Genomic DNA, 17,599 nt, shown 5'->3' with positions numbered 1-17,599 from the left:
GTTAATGCCTCCAGAAAATAAAGACGGCCCACACGATTAATGCCGGTGTTAAGGCCAGATAATCACGCCAATGTGTTGAATGTGTCGTTGCCCGTGCATAATGTCCGTTGAAACCACGTGCTTCCATTGCCGCATAGAGTTCCAGCGCGTACGCGTAACTTTTGAGATATAAATTACCGAATAACACACCAATCAAACGGTACGGATGAGCCGCTGGTGCCACGGTCCGTAATTCTAAGGCTTCCATCGTCAACAATAAATGTTGTCCGAGCATCCGCAAGTAAGTGATCGCAATGGCTAAAGTCATGATTAACAGGTCAGGGCAGTGGAGCGCCTTCAAGCCCGTTAATAACGCTTGAAACGGCGTTGTTAGACGGTAATACTGGGCGTTTGCCAGCATTAGACTGGTTTTGAGGCCGAAAAATAATAAGGTGCTAGGGCCAGCTAGCCAGTAGCTAGGCAGGACGAAGAGTAGCGCCGCCGCAACGCTAATGAGCCAACTTTTGATAAAGTGGCGGAGTTGGTGCGGTGGTAACCATAATAATTGGCCACCAATCAGTAGGGCCAGCCCCCATAACAGGATGGCGTTACGGCTCACAGCAATCAAGATGACCAGCAGTAGTAACCGAATCAACTTGAACTGCGGGGCGATTTGCCAGCGCGTCGTAACGGTGACCGGCGTCGGCTGCGCGAGGCGGCTCAGTAATTGGCGTAAATGCTGCTGATTCCGTTGCCACCACTGATGCTTAGCAGTGGCGGTGGTGACTGTCGTGGTCGTTTGCAGCCACGCTGGCAGATCAGCGGTGTGACGGGTTGGTTTCATGTTGAAGGCCTCGAATCAAAAGTAGAAAAATCAAAATGGCAGTTATTCCAGATAAAATGTATCCCAGACTAACCGGTAATCCGGCAATCGTATAGTCGCTAAATAGCGCTTGAAAATGAAAGCCGTGGACCATCCCTTGTGGCGCGTGGGTGCTAATGTGCTGTTGCACCAGACGTTGCTGGAATTCGTGGGGCGACCATTCGCCCCAAGCAGTATTACTTGCTAGGAGGCCTAAAGGTGAAAGCACGGCTAGTCCCAGCAATAAAGCAATCCAGGGCCGGTGATTTCGACGTGGTGGCGTCTGATAGAGGTTGGTCGGTGCGACGCGTTTCACGAATTGAAAGACGAGTAACGTGAACACAACTTCGACCCAGCCCGCGACCAGTAAGTGGGCCGCTAGCATAGCCGGTACGGTGATGTTGAGGCCATACGGGCAGTAGAGCGGGGCGCCACTTGCCGTATGAGCTAAGAGCGGTTGTAGTCCGAGCTCAATTCCTGCAACGAGTGCCGCCATGTTGATCCCCAAATAGGCGCCAACTGCGAGTCCTAATTTTTCATGGTGCCATTTTTGACCCAGCCAATAGCAAGCGTAACCGACGAACGGCATAATGACGGCCATATTCAGTGCATTGGCCCCAAAGGCGAGGATGCCGCCATCACCGAATAATAACGCTTGTAGCAGTAACGTCACGGTCAGTGCAAGGCAAGCCGCCCACGGCCCAATCAGCACCGCCAGTAGTGTGCCCCCAACGGCATGCGCCGTCGTCCCACCTGGGATCGGGAGGTTAAACATCATAATCAAAAATACCAATGACGCGGCGATGCCGAGCATTGGCAGGGTTTCACGATGTGTTTTGAGTTGAACTTTGACTTTCAAGACGGCAACGGTCCAAACGGGGACCATCGCGGTGACAAGGGTTCCGCAGGTCGCGGGACTTAAATAATTATCCGGAATATGCACGGATGAGCACCTCACTAATTTGCAATTTGGTCTAAGAGGTAGCTGACATCTTGAATAATAAACTTGTGATTTTGGACCGTAATCACGCCATCCGTGCGCAATTCTTTCAACATTCGATTAACGCTACTGCGGGAACTAATGCCACAGAAGCCCGCAATGTCATCATTTGTCACCACGAAGTCGATCAGGATACCATCGTTGACTTTGCGGCCAAATAAATCCACCAGACTATATATAAACGCACAAATCGCACCCTTCTTGCCATTCATCACCATTCGCTGTAGGCGCAAAATGTTTTCGGACAACTTTTTGCGGTAGTAGTTCTTGACGTAATTTTGAAGCTCCGGCGTGCTATTGACGTACTTCCAAAAGGCGACGCGATTGACTTGATAAAAGGTCGCGTATTCGGATTCGATGCGGACGTTAAACGGCTGGTCAGTCGATCGGGAGACCTCATCGCGCAACAGGGAGATCACATCTGGTTTGGCGATATAAGACAAATTATATTCGCGCCCGTCTTGCAAAATAATGCTGTTTTTGATAATGCCGTCCTTCAAAACGTAGGTGTAATGCTCGGCCAGACCATGATAAGTCAAATAAGTGTGCCGCTTTTTCTGGATCGTTGGCACGTGATGGGCTTCCAAATAACTCAGTAAATATTCAATATCAGTTAATACCATCTTAGTTTTTCAGTTCTTTCGTGAATAAATTTAAGGTTGAGTGCATTAAAATAGCGATTCTCAACGCTAATCACGACAATGACGCTTCTTAAGCATAGCGGTTTTCGTGATTGTGACAATCGCATTTAAAGTATACATTTGTTAACTATTTTTGAAAACTTGAAATGTAGCTGACAACCGTCGCGACTACTAGTATAACAAAACGTGCATGCAAAAATTAGCTTTTGAGGAAAGAGGATGGCTCAAAGTCATGGTTTCAATTGATTTACCCTATGACAAGCGCACACTTACGGCTGAAATTAGCGATGAAAATTATGCCGGTAAGTTAGTGTCGCAAGCTGCAACATATCATAACAAATTATCAGAACAGGAAACGGTCGAACAATCATTAGACAATCCGATCGGCACGCCTAAGTTAGAAGAACTCGCACGTGGTAAGCACAATATCGTCATTATTAGCTCAGACCACACGCGCCCCGTTCCTTCCCACATTATCACGCCAATTCTATTGCGGCGGATTCGGTCAGTAGCACCGGATGCCCGGATTCGAATTCTAGTCGCGACCGGCTTCCATCGGCCTTCGACGCACGAAGAACTCGTTAATAAGTATGGTGAAGACATCGTCAATCATGAGGAAATCGTGATGCACGTTTCGACTGACGACAGTAGTATGGTCAAAATTGGCCAGCTGCCATCTGGTGGCGATTGCATTATTAATAAAGTCGCAGCCGAAGCAGACTTACTGATCTCTGAAGGCTTCATTGAATCCCACTTTTTTGCTGGTTTTTCAGGTGGGCGCAAGTCGGTTTTGCCGGGCATCGCCTCATATAAGACCATCATGGCGAATCACTCGGGCGAATTTATTAATTCACCTAAAGCGCGGACTGGGAATTTAATGCATAATCCGATTCACAAAGACATGGTTTACGCCGCGCGGACGGCTAAGCTGGCGTTCATTATCAACGTCGTGTTAGACGAAGATAAAAAAATCATTGGCTCCTTTGCCGGCGATATGGAAGCGGCCCATAAAGTGGGTTGTGACTTTGTCAAAGAACTCTCCAGTGTGCCCGCGATCGACTGTGATATTGCCATCTCGACTAACGGTGGTTATCCGCTTGATCAAAATATTTATCAAGCCGTTAAAGGGATGACGGCGGCCGAAGCAACCAATAAGGAAGGCGGCACGATCATTATGGTAGCCGGTGCGCGTGATGGTCACGGTGGCGACGGCTTTTATCATAATTTAGCCGACGTTGACGACCCCAAGGAATTTTTGGACCAAGCAATCAACACGCTGCGGCTCAAGACGATTCCAGACCAGTGGACAGCGCAAATTTTTGCCCGCATCCTCGTGCATCATCATGTGATCTTTGTTTCTGATCTGGTCGACCCAGACTTGATTACCAATATGCACATGGAATTGGCGACGACCCTTGATGAAGCGATGGCAAAGGCCTATGCGCGTGAGGGGCAAGCAGCCAAAGTAACGGTCGTTCCTGATGGCTTAGGCGTCATTGTGAAGTAGCATGGCGACCACGACAGAAATCCTACAACAAGTAGCGGCTGGGCAATTGAGTCCGACGGCGGCCGCACAACAGTTAGAAGCGGACAAGACAGCGGCACTGGGTTTTGCAAACGTCGATTTAGACCGGCAACGCCGCAATGGCTTTCCTGAGGTCATTTACGGTGCGGGTAAGACGGCCACCCAAATCGTCGGCATCGTTAAGGCGTTATCACAGCAGTCGGTATCGGCACCAACGTCAGCATTACCGATTTTAACGACCCGGTTATCTGCAGACAAATTTGCGGCACTGCAGCCGGCATTGCCAACGGCCGTTTATCACGCGACGGCGCAGTGTATGACGGTCGGGGAACGACCGGCACCGAAAACTCAAGATTACATTGCCGTAGTGACGGCGGGAACGTCCGATCAACCGGTCGCCGAAGAAGCTGCAGTCACGGCCGAGACGTTTGGTAATCGCGTTGAACGGGTCTATGATGTCGGCGTTGCGGGAATTCACCGACTGTTTGCCAAACTCGATGTGATTCGTGGCGCCCGGGTGGTGATCGTGATTGCTGGGATGGAAGGTGCACTGGCCAGTGTTGTCGGCGGCTTAGTCGACAAACCGGTGATTGCTGTGCCCACGAGTATCGGCTATGGAACCAGCTTTCAAGGCATGACCGCGTTACTGACGATGCTCAATAGCTGTGCGTCGGGGATTACCGTGGTCAATATTGATAATGGTTTTGGCGCCGCCTATTCGGCTAGTATGATCAATCAAATGTAAGATTCAGTTAACTGAACAAGGAGAAGACGAATGCAAACACTTTATTTAGATGCTTTTTCGGGAATCAGCGGTGATATGTTTCTGGGCGCGCTACTCGATTTAGGCCTTGATTTTGAGCAATTAAAAACCGAATTGGCTAAGTTACACGTACACGGTTATGAATTGACCCGCCACCGGGAAGCTCAGAGTAGTATCTATGGCACGAGTTTTGACGTTCAGGTCGCTGGTGGCAAGGACCATGGCTTTGTGGAACAACATCATGAACATGGACATCATCATGAACATGAGCATGAATGTGAACATAAACGTGAATGTGACCATGACCATAAACATGACCATGATCATGTGCATGAATATGAGCATACACACGAGCATGACCATGCGGCCGGGCATCATCACGATCACGAAGCGCGCCATTTAGCAGATATTGAACAGCTAATCGATACGAGTGATTTATCAGATACCGTGAAACACCACGCGAAAGAGATCTTTATGGAAATCGCGCAAGCAGAGGCGGCGGTTCACCACATGCCACTAGCTGAGGTGCATTTTCATGAAGTGGGCGCACTGGATTCAATCGTCGACATTGTCGGTTGCTGCGTCGGGTTGGAATTGATGCAGATCGATACGATTCTGTCGTCACCCTTAAGTGATGGCAGCGGCTTTATCAACGTGGCTCACGGACAGATGCCAGTTCCCGTTCCGGCGGTGATGCAGATGCGAGTCGGAAGCGCGATTCCGATTCAGCAACGGTTAGATGTGCATACAGAATTGATCACGCCGACTGGGATGGGCATTGTGAAGACGTTAGTACAAGACTTCGGGCCGTTACCAGAACGTGCCGTTGCCACGAAGGTCGGTTATGGGTTTGGCAAACGAGATACGGGTGGCTTTAACGCGTTGCGAGCGGTCTTATTCGAAAAAAAAACTAAGTCAGCAAGTCGTTGAACAGACGGCCGATGCGGTCTTGATGATTGAGGCCAATCTGGATGACCAGACGGGTGAGGGACTGGGTTACGTGATGAACCAGTTATTAACGGCGGGCGCATACGATGTGTTTTTTACCCCGATTCAGATGAAAAAAGATCGGCCAGCGATTAAGTTAACGGTATTGGGAAACGTTGACGATCAAGACTTACTGACCAAGTTGATTTTACAGGAGACCACGACGATTGGTGTGCGTTACCAAACGTGGCAGCGCGCCATTATGCAACGGCACTTTTTGACCGTCGCAACGCCGTACGGGGCCGTTCGCGTTAAAGTGGCGACCTATCAAGATATTAAGAAGACAATGCCGGAATATGCGGATTGCGCACAGCTGGCGCAACAGTTGCATATTCCGTTTAGGACGGTCTACCAGGCAGCATTGGTTGCTGTAGACCAAATTGAAGAGGAGGCGTAATTTTTTGGGACATCAGCTAATTGCCGAGTTTATGGGCACGGCCCTCATGATTATTTTTGGGGTGGGCGTTCATTGTAGTTCCGTGTTGAAAGGCACTAAGTACCGGGGTTCCGGTCATATTTTTGCGATTACGACGTGGGGGTTTGGAATCAGCATCGCGCTGTTCATTTTTGGCAACGTTTGTATCAACCCGGCCATGGTGCTCGCACAGTGTTTACTAGGAAACCTGTCCTGGTCAGCGTTCATTCCGTATTCGATTGCCGAAGTGTTAGGTGGCGTTGTCGGTTCAGTGATTGTTTGGATCATGTATGCCGACCATTTCAAAGCGTCGACGGATGAAATCTCACCAATCACGATTCGGAATTTATTCTGTACCGCGCCAGCCGTTCGGAACTTACCGCGGAATTTCTTTGTGGAATTATTCGATACCTTTATTTTCATTTCTGGTATTTTAGCGATCTCTGAGATCAAAACGCCGGGGATCGTGCCAATTGGCGTTGGCCTGCTCGTTTGGGCGATTGGGATGGGACTAGGTGGCCCAACTGGTTTCGCGATGAACTTAGCGCGTGACATGGGGCCCCGGATTGCTCACGCGATTTTACCGATTGCGAACAAAGCGGATAGTGACTGGCAATATGGCATCATCGTTCCCGGCATCGCGCCATTTGTCGGTGCTGCCTGTGCCGCTTGGTTCATGCATGGCTTTTTTGGGATTAATTAAATTAAGAGAGAAGAATGGAATTTATGACAACTTTAGCAACGAAGAAAGCAACTTTAATCGCCGCCTTAAAAGATTTAAAACGGGTCACGGTGGCCTTTTCCGGCGGTATCGACAGTACCCTAGTTTTAAAAATGGCCTTGGATGTGTTGGGCCGTGATAACGTGACGGCAGTTGTCGCCAATTCAGAATTATTCACGGATGAAGAGTTCGACAAAGCCATTAGTTTAGCCGAAGAATTAGGCGCCGACGTACAAGGGACGACTCTCGATTATTTGAGTGACGACCACATCAAACACAATACGCCTGACAGTTGGTACTATGCTAAAAAACTATTCTACGACCGGTTGAACGCCATTGCTGAAAACAATGGGAGTGCCGCCGTTCTAGATGGCATGATCAAAAATGACGAAAATGATTATCGGCCAGGATTGAAGGCACGGACTGAAGCGGGCGCTCGGAGCTTATTACAAGAAGCCGACTTCTTCAAAACGGATGTACGGGCTTTAGCACAAGAACTTGGATTAACGAACTGGAACAAAGTGGCCTCATGCTCCGTATCTTCACGTTTCCCATATGGCACGACGTTGACGCATGACAACATTGCCCAAGTGATGGCCGCAGAAAAGTACTTGCGGGACTTAGGTTTCCCAACGGTGCGGGTCCGGTTCCACGATGACATTGCGCGGATCGAATTACCAGAAGCACGCATTGGCGACTTCTTGGTCTTCAACGACCGTGTCAACCGTCAATTACAATCGTTAGGCTTCCGTTACGTGACCCTTGACTTGGGCGGCTTCCGTAGTGGTCGCATGAACGACACCTTGACGAAGGCCCAATTGGCAACCTTTGCTTAATAATTGATTTAGTCCACCATGGACGAGGAGGTGGCGGCAAACGGGTCTGTTCGTCCATGGCGCCAATGACGATGATACCAGCCGAATTTCTACCAATGATGGTCATTGGCTAACACCCCAAAAATGCACTTCAAGGCCGCCCTTGAAGTGCATTTTTCTGTAGATTCGATTAGGCCTGTCAAAATCACCGTTCAGCAAGCGTAACAACGAGACTTGATATGCTGCGTTAAAATGCGTTTGTTGAAAATTGTTGAGATAACTGAATCATGGTGAACAAACGTGGCAACCCTTAGTCAAACGTTACCACTAGTTTACCGGCCACTTGGTCTGCTTGGAGTTGCTGCAAGCCATCAACAAGTTGGTCGCGCTTCAAGACTTCGCTGATCAAGGGGTCGACTTTGCCGGCTTCAATCAGAGCTAACAGGGCTGCAGCCATTTGACCGAGGTCTGCGACTTGGGCAGGATTGCCGCTGCGATGGGCGCCACCTAAATCGAGCTTGCTAACGCTGACGACTTGGTTCTTTGGGAAAGTCTGAGGCGTCTCGAGGATGCAAACCAGCTGTCCGTTGTAGGCCAAGCGGGGCAAGTCAGCCTCAGGATTACCGATCGTGTTGACGACCAAGTCGACGCCCCGTTGCTGGGTCAACGCTTGAATCTTAGCCGTCACGTCTTCATGGCGGTAATCGATTTGCGCATCAGGATGAAGCGGTGCGACAAAGGCCTGTTTGCGTTGTGAGACCGTCGTATAGACCGTTTTGCCCGCAGCTTTCGCCAACTGGATGGCCATACTGCCGACACCGCCGGCACCCGCATGAATGAGGACGGTGTGCACCGCATTCAGGTTGGCCTTGCGTAACAAAGCCTGGTAGGCGGTCAAACCAGCGCAGAGACTGGCCGCGGCAGTTTCGAAGCTGAGGGTCGTTGGAATTTTGGCGAGAGCGGCAGCGGGCAAGCAGGTATATTCCGCAAACGTCCCATCTTTGGCCAGATTCGCGTGACCGCAGACCCGTTGACCAGGGGCAAAGTCAGTGACTTTAGCGCCGACCGCTTCAACGATTCCGGCCACGTCCAGGCCTAAAATGTGGGGGTATTTCCAGGCGTCATCGCCACCTAGGACTAATTTGTAATCAACCGGATTGAGACCGACTGCTTGCGTTTTGATCAAAACTTCGTCGGCTCCCAGCTCAGGCATGGGCCGTTCTTGCCATTCAAGCTGTTCTAAGGAACGATCTGATGGCGCAGGGACAACTAGTGCTTGCATCGACAATCACTCTTTTCTTTAAAGTTTAGTTGTCTTTATTATAACCATTACGTCAATGAAGATTAAACGATAATACGTTGTGTTTGCGCGAATAATGGGCTGACACAAAGATTGACGTTACCGGTTACAATCGGTAAACTAGAGGGTAACAATTGAATTCTCAAAACACTAGGGGTGTCCAAAAATGGGCTGAGATGGTGCTGTAAGTGCCGATCCCTTCGAACCTGTAAGCTCAAACTTGCGTAGGAAAGTGTCATTGCTACTATTAGCGACCACTGGATCGATGTAAGTTGATCAGTGGTCGTTTTTTATTAGCCGTGACCAGGACTAAGGAGGAGACTTGAAATGACGTTACAATTATTGAACACGTTGCGCGATCAAAATCCAATCGTTTTTAACATCGCCAACTTTGTCACGGTCCAGGACGTTGCCAATGGGTTGAATGCGCTGGGCGCGTCGCCCATTATGTCAGCAGAAGTACAGGAAGCGGAGTCAATAGTCCAAATTGCGGGGGCAGTTTGCATTAACATGGGGACGTTGACGACGCAACAGGTCAATCAAATGGCCGTTGTTGGAAAGTTGGCTAATCAGTATCATAAGCCAGTTGTGCTGGACCCGGTTGCGGTGGGGGCGGTGCCCTATCGTAAACAAGTCGCTTTGGACCTATTAGCCAAGTTTTCGGTCGATGTGATTCGGGGAAACGCGGGCGAAATTGCCGCGCTAGCTGACATCGACTGGCAAGCGAAGGGCATTGATGCCGGTGCGGGCCAGGGTGACGTGGTCGAAATTGCCAAACGGTGTGCGCAGCAATTTAACTGTTGCGTGATTTTGTCGGGCCCCACGGATGTTATTACGGATGGCAAACGGGTCGCTAAAGTTGCCAATGGAACGCCACTCTTTCAGCTACACGTCGGGTCGGGAGACTTGTTATCCAGCATCGTTGTCGCGTTTGCCGCGGTGAGCCCGACAGCTATTTATGATGCGGCTCAAGTGGCCTGCGTCGTCTTGGCGGGTGCTGGCGAATTGGTCGCTAGTCAGATGACGGCTGCGCGGCCGGCGACGTTTGCCATCGATTTGATCGACCGGCTGAGCCTCGTCTCGGTGCAAGAGATTCAAGCAATTGCAAAATTAAACTAAATAAGTGAAGGGTCGCGAGAGTTTTATGAATGAATTTCCACAAGTTGCAACGATTGCCGGGACGGATAGCGGCGGTGGCGCCGGTGTCATGGCTGATCTGAAAACGATGCAAGCCCGGCACGTCTTTGGGACCGCAGTCGTCGTTGCCGTGACGGCGCAAAATACGTTGGGCGTGCAAGATTTTATGGCGATGCCAACTAAATTGATCGATGAACAGTTTGCCTCATTGGCGGCGGATTTGAAGATTCGCGCTTGTAAGACTGGGATGTTGGCGGATGCTGAACACGTCCATGCCGTTGTTGAAAATTTAAAACGAGTCGATTTTGGACCACTGACGGTCGATCCAGTCATGATTGCCAAAGGTGGCGCAGCACTGCTGGCTGAAGATGCTATTCAGACGGTTCGTGATGAGTTGCTCCCATTGGCAACGGTGGTGACGCCCAACTTACCAGAAGCTGAACGGTTGACGGGACACCACATCACCAGTAATCAAGACATGGTCGCAGCCGGGCACGCATTACAGGATTTAGGTGCGGCGACGGTCATTATTAAGGGCGGCCACGGCGACAATCCGGATTTGGCGAATGACTTTGTGTTGTTGGCGGATGGCACTGCCTTTTGGATGTCGGCACCCCGAATCGAAACGGTGCGGACGCACGGCACTGGCGATACGTTGTCGGCTTGCATCACCGCAGAACTCGCGAAGGGTCAGTCCATGGCAGCTGCCATTCAGACAGCGAAAGCTTACGTGGCGGGAACGATTCAAGACGGTATCCAAGTTGGGCATGGTCACGGTCCCTTAAATCATTGGGCAGCGCTCAGTGAGGAGGTGACCATCCATGACGCTTGAATTTGAACCAGTCCAACTACGCGCCTACTTTGTTTGTGGCACACAAGACGTGGTGGGTCGCGACTTAGAAACGGTCATACAAACGGCGTTCGACGCCGGCATTACGGCTTTTCAGTATCGTGATAAGGGCGCTAGTCAGTTGACGGCCGCCCAACGGTTGACACTTGGTCAGCGATTACGCCAGCGCTGTTCAGACGCGCACGTTCCGTTTATTGTGGATGATGATGTGGAACTGGCCTTAGCATTGCAGGCGGATGGCATTCACGTCGGTCAAAGCGATGACCGCGTGACACAAGTGATTGAACGGGTCGCAGGACAGTTATTTGTGGGACTATCTTGTTCGACATTAGCAGAAATTAAAGTGGCTAATCAGATTGATGGCATTGCTTATATCGGCAGTGGGCCGATTTTTCCGACCAATTCGAAGGCTGACGCGGATCCAGTCGTTGGGTTAGCTGGCTTACGGGAATTAGTGGCAGCGTCACAACGGCCGATTGTCGCAATTGGTGGGATTACGGTCGACCAGCTGCCGGCGATTGCGGCGACGGGAGCTGCGGGTGCAGCGGTGATTTCAATGCTAGCGCAGAGTCCTGATATGGCTGCGACGGTTAAGGCAATGCTAACGGCAAGTGAGGCGCAACTATGAAGACAGGGCGCTTGTTTCGTAGTCAATTCTTGCTCTGGCTCGGGGCGGCCATCTCAATTGCCGAAATCCTGACGGGAACGTTGATTGCGCCGTTAGGGTTAACGCGCGGGTTAGCGGCGATTATCCTCGGCCACCTGATTGGCTGTGGCCTGTTTTTGGTGCCAGCTGGGTACTTAGGTGCCAAGCTGCACCGCTCGGCGTTGGCTTCAGCTGAGCTGGCGTTTGGTCAGGGTGGTGTCTGGCTAGCTTCTGGGCTAAATGCCTTACAACTGGTCGGTTGGACCGCCGTCATGATCGTCAATGCCCAGCTAGCAATGAACAGTATCAGCGGGCAGCTATTTGGCTTCAAAAGTCCTATCTTGATGGCAACGATTGTGGCTGTTCTGATTATCGGTTGGTTATTGATGGGCAGTCAGCTCCTATTCAAAATCAACAATTTCGTGGTCGGTTTACTCGTGATTGGGACCGTCCTGATGCTCACGATGGTCTTCATGGCTCCCGCCACCGCACATTCGCTACCGGCAGACAGCCTGACTTTTGGTCAAGCAGTCGAGCTAAACGTCACGATGGCACTGTCCTGGTTACCGCTGATTGGGGATTACACGCAGCGGGTTGACCGACCGTTACCCGTTGCACTGGTCAGCGCTGGGGGCTACATGCTTGGGAGCATCGTGATGTTTGTGACTGGGTTGTTAGTCGTTTTGCGAACAGGCCAAACCGATATTACGGCCCTGTTGACACGCTCAGGTCTCGGGCTGATTGCGTTACTGATCATCGTCTTCTCAACGGTCACGACGACTTTCTTGGATACGTATTCGGCGGCCACCAGTCTGGCGAATTTGACCGGTAGTCGGCATATTAACCGACTCGCAATTGGCGTGACCGTCGTGGGGCTGGTGATTGCGTTGACCGTGGCAATGACCTACTATGAGAACTTCTTGTACCTGATTGGTTCTGTCTTCACGCCATTGTACGCGATTATCTTCGTCACCTACTTTATCCGCAAAGCAACGTTACCATACTGGCTCAATTTTAGTTGGTGGGTGATTGGCATCGTTGCGTACTATCAGCTCCAAAAACTAGACTTTATTGGTGGCACGACGCTATTAGTGCTAGTTGGTTTAGGGTTAGCGGTCTGGTTGAGTGGCTTAGTCGTCAAACTAGCGCCACTGACGCGCGGCGAGCTTAGTCGTTGACAATTTCTAATAAAAAGTAAATGATAATCCCATTGGTAATATTCAGTTACCGTGGGATTTTTTTGGAAAGAGGGCAAAGAGAATGAGCAAACCAATTATTGGCATTGCACCTGGTGTGATTACGGTCGACAGTCGGATGTTTCCGGGCCGGCAACGCGATTACGTGAACCGCGATTATTTGCGGTCGATTACGGCTAATGGTGGCGTGCCGCTAGTGTTGCCAGTGACGACGGATGAGACAACGATTGCGCGTTACGTCACGCTGATTGATGGCTTATTGTTATGCGGTGGCGCAGACGTGGCCCCCGCGACGTATGGTGAGGAGCCACAGCCCAAGCTGGGTGGGATCGACCCAGAACGAGATCAGTATGAAATGGCGCTGATTCGGGCGACCCACGCGGCAGATAAACCCGTTTTAGGCATTTGCCGTGGCTTGCAGATTTTGAACGCGTGCTACGGTGGTAGTTTGTATCAGGACATGAGTTATCTACCGGCGGGGCAAGGAACGCTCAAACACATGCAGGGCCAGTTAGCCGCTTATGGTAGTCATCAAGTGACCGTAACCCCTGAGTCGACCTTGGCGACATACTTAGGAACGACCAAGCTGGCGGTCAATTCATTCCACCATCAAGCATTGAAGCAGGTGGCGGATGGCTTTCAAGCTGTTGCTCAGAGCTCAGACCAGGTCGTCGAAGCCATCGAATCGACGGATGGCGCCTTACAATTAGGCGTTCAGTGGCACCCTGAAATGATGCAGCAAGCTGATTCGATTCAAGCACAACTGTTTGCGCGGTTTGTGGCGGCTTGCTGAATGGGTGAATCGAGATACAGTGATTAAAGTAAATGAACCAGAATAGCGTGCGTCGAGTAGGACCTTGCGCTAGAAATAATAATCACCCCGAGAATCTCCACAAATTCTCGGGGTGATTATTTTACTGTTCAATCTGTGTGTATTCGCGTGACTTAATATAATGGGACTCACGCCCTTAATCCCAACCCCTAACCACAACTTTCCCAATCATATGCTGACTTTCAACCAGCTGATGGGCCAGCCGCAAATTGGCGGCATTGATGGGTGTCAGTGCTTTGGTGAGGGTGGACGAAATCAGGCCTTGGTCCAGCCAAGCCGCAATTTGATTGAGAATCTCATGTTGAGACTGCAGGTCATCAGTGCCGTAGTAAGATTTCGCGTACATCCACTCCCAGGCAAAAGTGCCACGTTTCTTAGTCAGCTTTTTGAGATTGATGGGGCGGTGGTTTTCCGTAATTGAAGCGATGTGACCGGATGGCTTGATTAAGTCGCACATTTCATTCCAATGGCCATCAAGGTCGTTCAGCTCCAAGATATAGTCCACGTATTTCAGTCCGAGTTGATGGACTTCGTGGACCAAGTCATTGCGGTGATTGACGACGAAATCAGCGCCGTGTGCTTTTGTCCAGGCAATACTTTGCGGACGTGAGGCGGTTGAGATTACGGTCAAGCCGGCTAACTTCGCTAACTGGGTCGCAATGGAACCAACCCCACCAGCACCATTGATTATGAGAATCGTCTTTGAGGGTTGCGACTGTGAGGGCGCGGTCAATGGAATCTGTAACTGTTCAAATAGTGCTTCGTAGGCAGTCAGGGCCGTCAACGGCATGGCTGCAATTTCTTCTGGTCGGATGGTTTTGGGCGCCAAGCCGACGATGCGTTCGTCTACGAGCTGGTATTGACTGTCACTGCCGGGCCGTTTGAACGAGCCCGCATAGTAGACTTTGTCACCCACCTTGAACAGACTGGTCTGGTCACCGACCGCTGTCACGGTGCCATAAGCATCCCAACCAATGATCTTTGGTGCGGAAAGCGGCCGCCGTTTGGCATGACGAACCCCAACGTCGACTGGATTAACGGATACAGCCGCAACTTGGACCAACAAGTCATGTCCACTGACGACGGGCACAGGAAGCGTGACATCTTGTAAGCTGTCTTGTGATTCAATGGGTAATGGTGCATAGAAACCAACTGCCTTCATTTTCTTCATGAGTAACATCCCCCTTAGCTTGCCTTAAATATACGACGTTGTGAGTCAAAAACAAGACGTGAATTTGTTTGCACTTAGTTACAAGCGTGTAACGGTCTCAGGCTGACGCGTGAATGGTATACTGCTTATAAGTTAACCATCAGAAATGGGGATTGTGTATGCATACGAGAAAGATTTTTGACTGCCAGGCAGGGTGCCCGGTTGAAAGTACCTTACAAGTGATTGCTGGCAAGTGGAAGAGCGTTATTTTGTATCATTTGTTAACGAGTGGTGTTTGTCGGTTCAGCGAGTTACAGAAACGGATGCCGGATTGTTCGCGCCGGATGCTGGTATTGCAATTGCAGGAGCTCGAGCACGATCAGCTGATTAGCAAGCGGGTGTATCCGGTGATTCCGCCTAAGACCGAATACCGCCTCACTGATTTTGGCCTGACACTAAAGCCAGTCGTGATGGAAATGGAGAAATGGGGTCGGCTGTATAACGCACGTAAAGTGGCAGATTGACTGTGAAACATAAACTGACGTGGGTTAATGACCGGGCTAGCACTAGGCTTGGTAGCTTGATCTGATGCGTACATGATGGATAGCGTCGAGTTGGTGTAAGGATACTGCTGTGAAACCAGCCCTGTTATCAGGATTGGTTGTTGCTGGTTCTAAGAGGCTTTTCTAACCGCAAGTTTCTCGAGTGTGTAACTGGCGCAGAATGTTTCACGTGAAACATTTGGTCACACAAGTTGTTTCATCACAGCCAAGAGGTATCACAACCCAGTGGCCAGCTATGTAAGCTGAAATTGCGAAACGACTCATTAAACTATCAATGATGATAGCGGTTACGTATAATAGAGGTAGTTTAAATTGAATGTGGGGGTGATATTGTGAAACAAATTGAAATGGGTATGCGCATTACGACCAATCAGCAGCAGACGTATCGCGTGATTGCGGTCGTTAATCAGGGACAACAAATCTTGGCACGGCCAATCGAACCAGAAACAGCACCAGTCGAGGTGATTGCTATAACTGATATTGTTCAGATAACTGAACAAAAACCAGCTAAAGCAACCGGGCTAGCCTTGGATACCGTTGCGGTCGTTGGTCAACGATACATTGACAATATCATTCCAGTGCTGGCTGAACTAGAAGTCGGCTTACCAGTGCTGTTGCAACGCGAGTCTAACAATCAGTATGATGACAATGCCATCTCAGTATGGACGTGCCAGCATGAAAAACTGGGCTATATTGCTCGTTACCAGAATCAGCCCTATGCTGCCTTGATGGATCAAGGTCAACTGTTGTACGGTACAGTGACCGAATTGGACAAAAAGCAGCAGCATCTATCCGTGATGGTCTGGCGCACGACTACTGGCGAAAGTTCGGTAGAAGCGATGCAGGCGCGTCAACAGTTGACGACACAATCAACCTCACTGGGGGCGATGCCCAAGCACTTATTGCAAACGCCATTAGGGACCTTAGTCGTACTGTGCAATGGTCGGCCTATCAATTATCAACGCGTGCCACTGTCGCCCTGGTTGACGCCGGATGATGCCTTGCAAGTCACCAAACGTTATTTGATTACCCCGGATTGGTCACAAGTTCCGGCCAACAGTCTCGTCACGTGCCAGGTGACGGCTACCGCGGATGTCGTCCAGCGCTGGCAAGATGATCGCATCTCGGCGGCAGTATTGACTAATGCTAGCAGTTTCTACGTGGTCGGGCTCAGTGCGCAAGCGCGGACCGATTTGAATGATAATTTAGTCGATGATGGCAGTCAGGCGGCCGTGATTTATCGTGTTGGCCAGCTCAAGGCACACGAACAGGCCGGGTTCATGGTTAGCTGGGCCCCATTTGGCGATCCACGGGTGCAACCGGCGCTAAAACTGGCCTTGCAATTTACTTCTCAACCAGTGGTGCCGTATCAACCTAAGACGCCGAGTCAAACGCACGCGACCTTCACCCAACAAGAGCTCGCTGCCATCCTAGTGTCGGCGTTGCCTAATTATCAGGGTGGTCAGCGCTTAGAGCCAAGTGTGACAGCCATTACGGTCGAAAAAATCCGCCAAACACTTGGAGACCAAGCTTATCATGCACTGGCTAATTACCAACAATACGTACAGTTAGCGGCTACCAGCACTGAAGACGTGGACGAAACGTTGCTACAAGCCTTGATTCACGCGGTCGTCTATCATGAAATCACGACGATGCACTATTATCAGCCCACGGTCGGGATGGTCGATCACGTCATTTATCCGTTGCAGTTATTCAGTACGGCAACTAAGGATGATGAGTCCCAACTAATTGGTTGCCTGGCATTTTATAACTATGCGATGTTTGAAATTCAACAGGTACCGTTAACGGCAATTGCCCGCATTGCAATCATCGCTGACCCGGAGCATCCACAAATGACGCCCACCACCGAAAGCCCCGACTGGTTACGCATCTTTCTTCGTGGTTGGAATGATGATGTTGAATGAATGGTCAAAATTGTTTACGTGGCTGACAGAAGCACTCACCGAATAGGCGGTTTAGGCTAGAAAATCAAATAATCCCAAAAATAGACGGTTCAAGAATTGGAAGCTTTCTTGAACCGTCTATTTAGCGTCTAAAAGGGGCCGTAACTGCAGCGTCTCACGCATAGCAGCAGCGAACGTTTTTATTTAGCGCGCTTATCGCTGATAAAGTCACTAGCAATCGATGGCCACCGAGACCAACCGCTACGACTGCGAGTGACGATAATCGCCAAGTGATAGTCGCAAGCGGCGGTCG

General features: G+C 50.3%; 16 protein-coding genes, 1 pseudogene and 1 riboswitch. Of the genes and pseudogenes, 12 read left to right on the top strand and 5 right to left on the bottom strand.

Annotated elements, in window-relative coordinates:
- Window position 1: 1 nt before the first annotated feature.
- The 3 genes from KGF65_RS04840 to KGF65_RS04830 are packed head-to-tail and all read right to left on the bottom strand — an operon-like array spanning window position 2 to window position 2,464.
- On the bottom strand, window positions 2–823 hold the full coding sequence (locus KGF65_RS04840) for an energy-coupling factor transporter transmembrane component T (protein WP_216748167.1): 822 nt from the start codon (window positions 821–823) through the stop codon (window positions 2–4).
- On the bottom strand, window positions 798–1,784 hold the full coding sequence (cbiM, locus tag KGF65_RS04835) for a cobalt transporter CbiM (RefSeq protein WP_216748166.1): 987 nt from the start codon (window positions 1,782–1,784) through the stop codon (window positions 798–800). The genes KGF65_RS04840 and cbiM overlap by 26 nt, the downstream gene beginning before the upstream one ends.
- 14 nt (window positions 1,785–1,798) lie before the next feature.
- Window positions 1,799–2,464 carry a Crp/Fnr family transcriptional regulator gene (locus KGF65_RS04830; RefSeq protein WP_003637353.1) on the bottom strand — a complete coding sequence of 222 codons (666 nt, stop codon included), beginning with the start codon at window positions 2,462–2,464 and terminating at the stop codon, window positions 1,799–1,801.
- 250 nt (window positions 2,465–2,714) lie between these two features.
- Between KGF65_RS04830 and larA the strand changes: the two genes are divergently transcribed.
- The 5 genes and pseudogenes from larA to larE all read left to right on the top strand — a co-directional run bounded on the left by larA (window position 2,715) and on the right by larE (window position 7,729).
- Window positions 2,715–3,989 (top strand): nickel-dependent lactate racemase, encoded by a 1,275-nt coding sequence (gene larA / locus KGF65_RS04825; protein WP_216748165.1) that lies wholly within the window; start codon window positions 2,715–2,717, stop codon window positions 3,987–3,989.
- 1 nt (window position 3,990) lies between these two features.
- On the top strand, window positions 3,991–4,752 hold the full coding sequence (gene larB, locus KGF65_RS04820) for a nickel pincer cofactor biosynthesis protein LarB (RefSeq protein WP_050337986.1): 762 nt from the start codon (window positions 3,991–3,993) through the stop codon (window positions 4,750–4,752).
- 30 nt (window positions 4,753–4,782) lie between these two features.
- Window positions 4,783–6,154, top strand: a pseudogene (gene larC, locus KGF65_RS04815) (nickel pincer cofactor biosynthesis protein LarC).
- 4 nt (window positions 6,155–6,158) lie between these two features.
- Window positions 6,159–6,875, top strand: a complete 717-nt coding sequence (gene larD, locus KGF65_RS04805; protein ID WP_050337983.1) for a D/L-lactic acid transporter LarD — start codon at window positions 6,159–6,161, stop codon at window positions 6,873–6,875.
- Between the two features lie 23 nt (window positions 6,876–6,898).
- Window positions 6,899–7,729: an ATP-dependent sacrificial sulfur transferase LarE gene (larE, locus tag KGF65_RS04800; protein ID WP_050338349.1), complete on the top strand. Its 831-nt coding sequence runs from the start codon at window positions 6,899–6,901 to the stop codon at window positions 7,727–7,729.
- 289 nt (window positions 7,730–8,018) lie between these two features.
- On the opposite strand, the gene KGF65_RS04795 is transcribed toward larE, so the two are convergent.
- Window positions 8,019–8,990, bottom strand: a complete 972-nt coding sequence (locus KGF65_RS04795; protein ID WP_105923448.1) for a zinc-binding dehydrogenase — start codon at window positions 8,988–8,990, stop codon at window positions 8,019–8,021.
- A 160-nt stretch (window positions 8,991–9,150) separates the two neighbouring features.
- Window positions 9,151–9,256, top strand: a riboswitch (TPP riboswitch).
- 79 nt (window positions 9,257–9,335) lie between these two features.
- Between KGF65_RS04795 and thiM the strand changes: the two genes are divergently transcribed.
- The 5 genes from thiM to KGF65_RS04770 all read left to right on the top strand — a co-directional run bounded on the left by thiM (window position 9,336) and on the right by KGF65_RS04770 (window position 13,630).
- Window positions 9,336–10,127 (top strand): hydroxyethylthiazole kinase, encoded by a 792-nt coding sequence (gene thiM / locus KGF65_RS04790; RefSeq protein ID WP_216748164.1) that lies wholly within the window; start codon window positions 9,336–9,338, stop codon window positions 10,125–10,127.
- 25 nt (window positions 10,128–10,152) lie between these two features.
- Window positions 10,153–10,977 carry a bifunctional hydroxymethylpyrimidine kinase/phosphomethylpyrimidine kinase gene (gene thiD, locus KGF65_RS04785; protein ID WP_003637362.1) on the top strand — a complete coding sequence of 275 codons (825 nt, stop codon included), beginning with the start codon at window positions 10,153–10,155 and terminating at the stop codon, window positions 10,975–10,977.
- Window positions 10,967–11,623 carry a thiamine phosphate synthase gene (gene thiE, locus KGF65_RS04780; RefSeq protein ID WP_216748163.1) on the top strand — a complete coding sequence of 219 codons (657 nt, stop codon included), beginning with the start codon at window positions 10,967–10,969 and terminating at the stop codon, window positions 11,621–11,623. Before thiD ends, thiE begins: the two co-directional genes overlap by 11 nt.
- Window positions 11,620–12,819 (top strand): putative hydroxymethylpyrimidine transporter CytX, encoded by a 1,200-nt coding sequence (cytX, locus tag KGF65_RS04775; protein WP_101872614.1) that lies wholly within the window; start codon window positions 11,620–11,622, stop codon window positions 12,817–12,819. Before thiE ends, cytX begins: the two co-directional genes overlap by 4 nt.
- 82 nt (window positions 12,820–12,901) lie before the next feature.
- On the top strand, window positions 12,902–13,630 hold the full coding sequence (locus KGF65_RS04770; RefSeq protein WP_101872615.1) for a gamma-glutamyl-gamma-aminobutyrate hydrolase family protein: 729 nt from the start codon (window positions 12,902–12,904) through the stop codon (window positions 13,628–13,630).
- 175 nt (window positions 13,631–13,805) lie between these two features.
- Here the strand turns inward: KGF65_RS04770 and KGF65_RS04765 are convergent, their stop codons facing one another.
- Window positions 13,806–14,831: a zinc-binding alcohol dehydrogenase family protein gene (locus KGF65_RS04765; protein WP_216748180.1), complete on the bottom strand. Its 1,026-nt coding sequence runs from the start codon at window positions 14,829–14,831 to the stop codon at window positions 13,806–13,808.
- 167 nt (window positions 14,832–14,998) lie between these two features.
- On the opposite strand from KGF65_RS04765, the gene KGF65_RS04760 reads away from it, so the two are divergent.
- Both KGF65_RS04760 and KGF65_RS04755 read left to right on the top strand, forming a co-directional pair.
- The gene (locus KGF65_RS04760; protein ID WP_216748162.1) at window positions 14,999–15,343 is read left to right on the top strand and encodes a helix-turn-helix domain-containing protein; all 345 of its coding nucleotides are present in this window, start codon (window positions 14,999–15,001) and stop codon (window positions 15,341–15,343) included.
- A 371-nt stretch (window positions 15,344–15,714) separates the two neighbouring features.
- The gene (locus KGF65_RS04755; RefSeq protein WP_101872617.1) at window positions 15,715–17,307 is read left to right on the top strand and encodes an HIRAN domain-containing protein; all 1,593 of its coding nucleotides are present in this window, start codon (window positions 15,715–15,717) and stop codon (window positions 17,305–17,307) included.
- Window positions 17,308–17,599 lie beyond the last annotated feature (292 nt).

Source organism: Lactiplantibacillus sp. 30.2.29 (genome assembly GCF_018991255.1).
In the GTDB taxonomy this organism is placed as follows: Bacteria; Bacillota; Bacilli; order Lactobacillales; family Lactobacillaceae; genus Lactiplantibacillus; species Lactiplantibacillus pentosus.
Note: the sequence above shows the minus strand (reverse complement) of the source record. Positions and strands in the feature narration are given on the sequence as shown.

Bases quoted from the DNA above. Each gene is read 5' to 3' on its own strand.
- KGF65_RS04840 (WP_216748167.1), bottom strand. From the start codon at position 823: ATGAAACCAACCCGTCACACCGCTGATCTGCCAGCGTGGCTGCAAACG.
- KGF65_RS04830 (WP_003637353.1), bottom strand. From the start codon at position 2,464: ATGGTATTAACTGATATTGAATATTTACTGAGTTATTTGGAAGCCCAT.
- larA (WP_216748165.1), top strand. From the start codon at position 2,715: ATGGTTTCAATTGATTTACCCTATGACAAGCGCACACTTACGGCTGAA.
- larB (WP_050337986.1), top strand. From the start codon at position 3,991: ATGGCGACCACGACAGAAATCCTACAACAAGTAGCGGCTGGGCAATTG.
- larE (WP_050338349.1), top strand. From the start codon at position 6,899: ATGACAACTTTAGCAACGAAGAAAGCAACTTTAATCGCCGCCTTAAAA.
- KGF65_RS04795 (WP_105923448.1), bottom strand. From the start codon at position 8,990: ATGCAAGCACTAGTTGTCCCTGCGCCATCAGATCGTTCCTTAGAACAG.
- thiM (WP_216748164.1), top strand. From the start codon at position 9,336: ATGACGTTACAATTATTGAACACGTTGCGCGATCAAAATCCAATCGTT.
- thiD (WP_003637362.1), top strand. From the start codon at position 10,153: ATGAATGAATTTCCACAAGTTGCAACGATTGCCGGGACGGATAGCGGC.
- thiE (WP_216748163.1), top strand. From the start codon at position 10,967: ATGACGCTTGAATTTGAACCAGTCCAACTACGCGCCTACTTTGTTTGT.
- cytX (WP_101872614.1), top strand. From the start codon at position 11,620: ATGAAGACAGGGCGCTTGTTTCGTAGTCAATTCTTGCTCTGGCTCGGG.
- KGF65_RS04770 (WP_101872615.1), top strand. From the start codon at position 12,902: ATGAGCAAACCAATTATTGGCATTGCACCTGGTGTGATTACGGTCGAC.
- KGF65_RS04765 (WP_216748180.1), bottom strand. From the start codon at position 14,831: ATGAAGGCAGTTGGTTTCTATGCACCATTACCCATTGAATCACAAGAC.
- KGF65_RS04760 (WP_216748162.1), top strand. From the start codon at position 14,999: ATGCATACGAGAAAGATTTTTGACTGCCAGGCAGGGTGCCCGGTTGAA.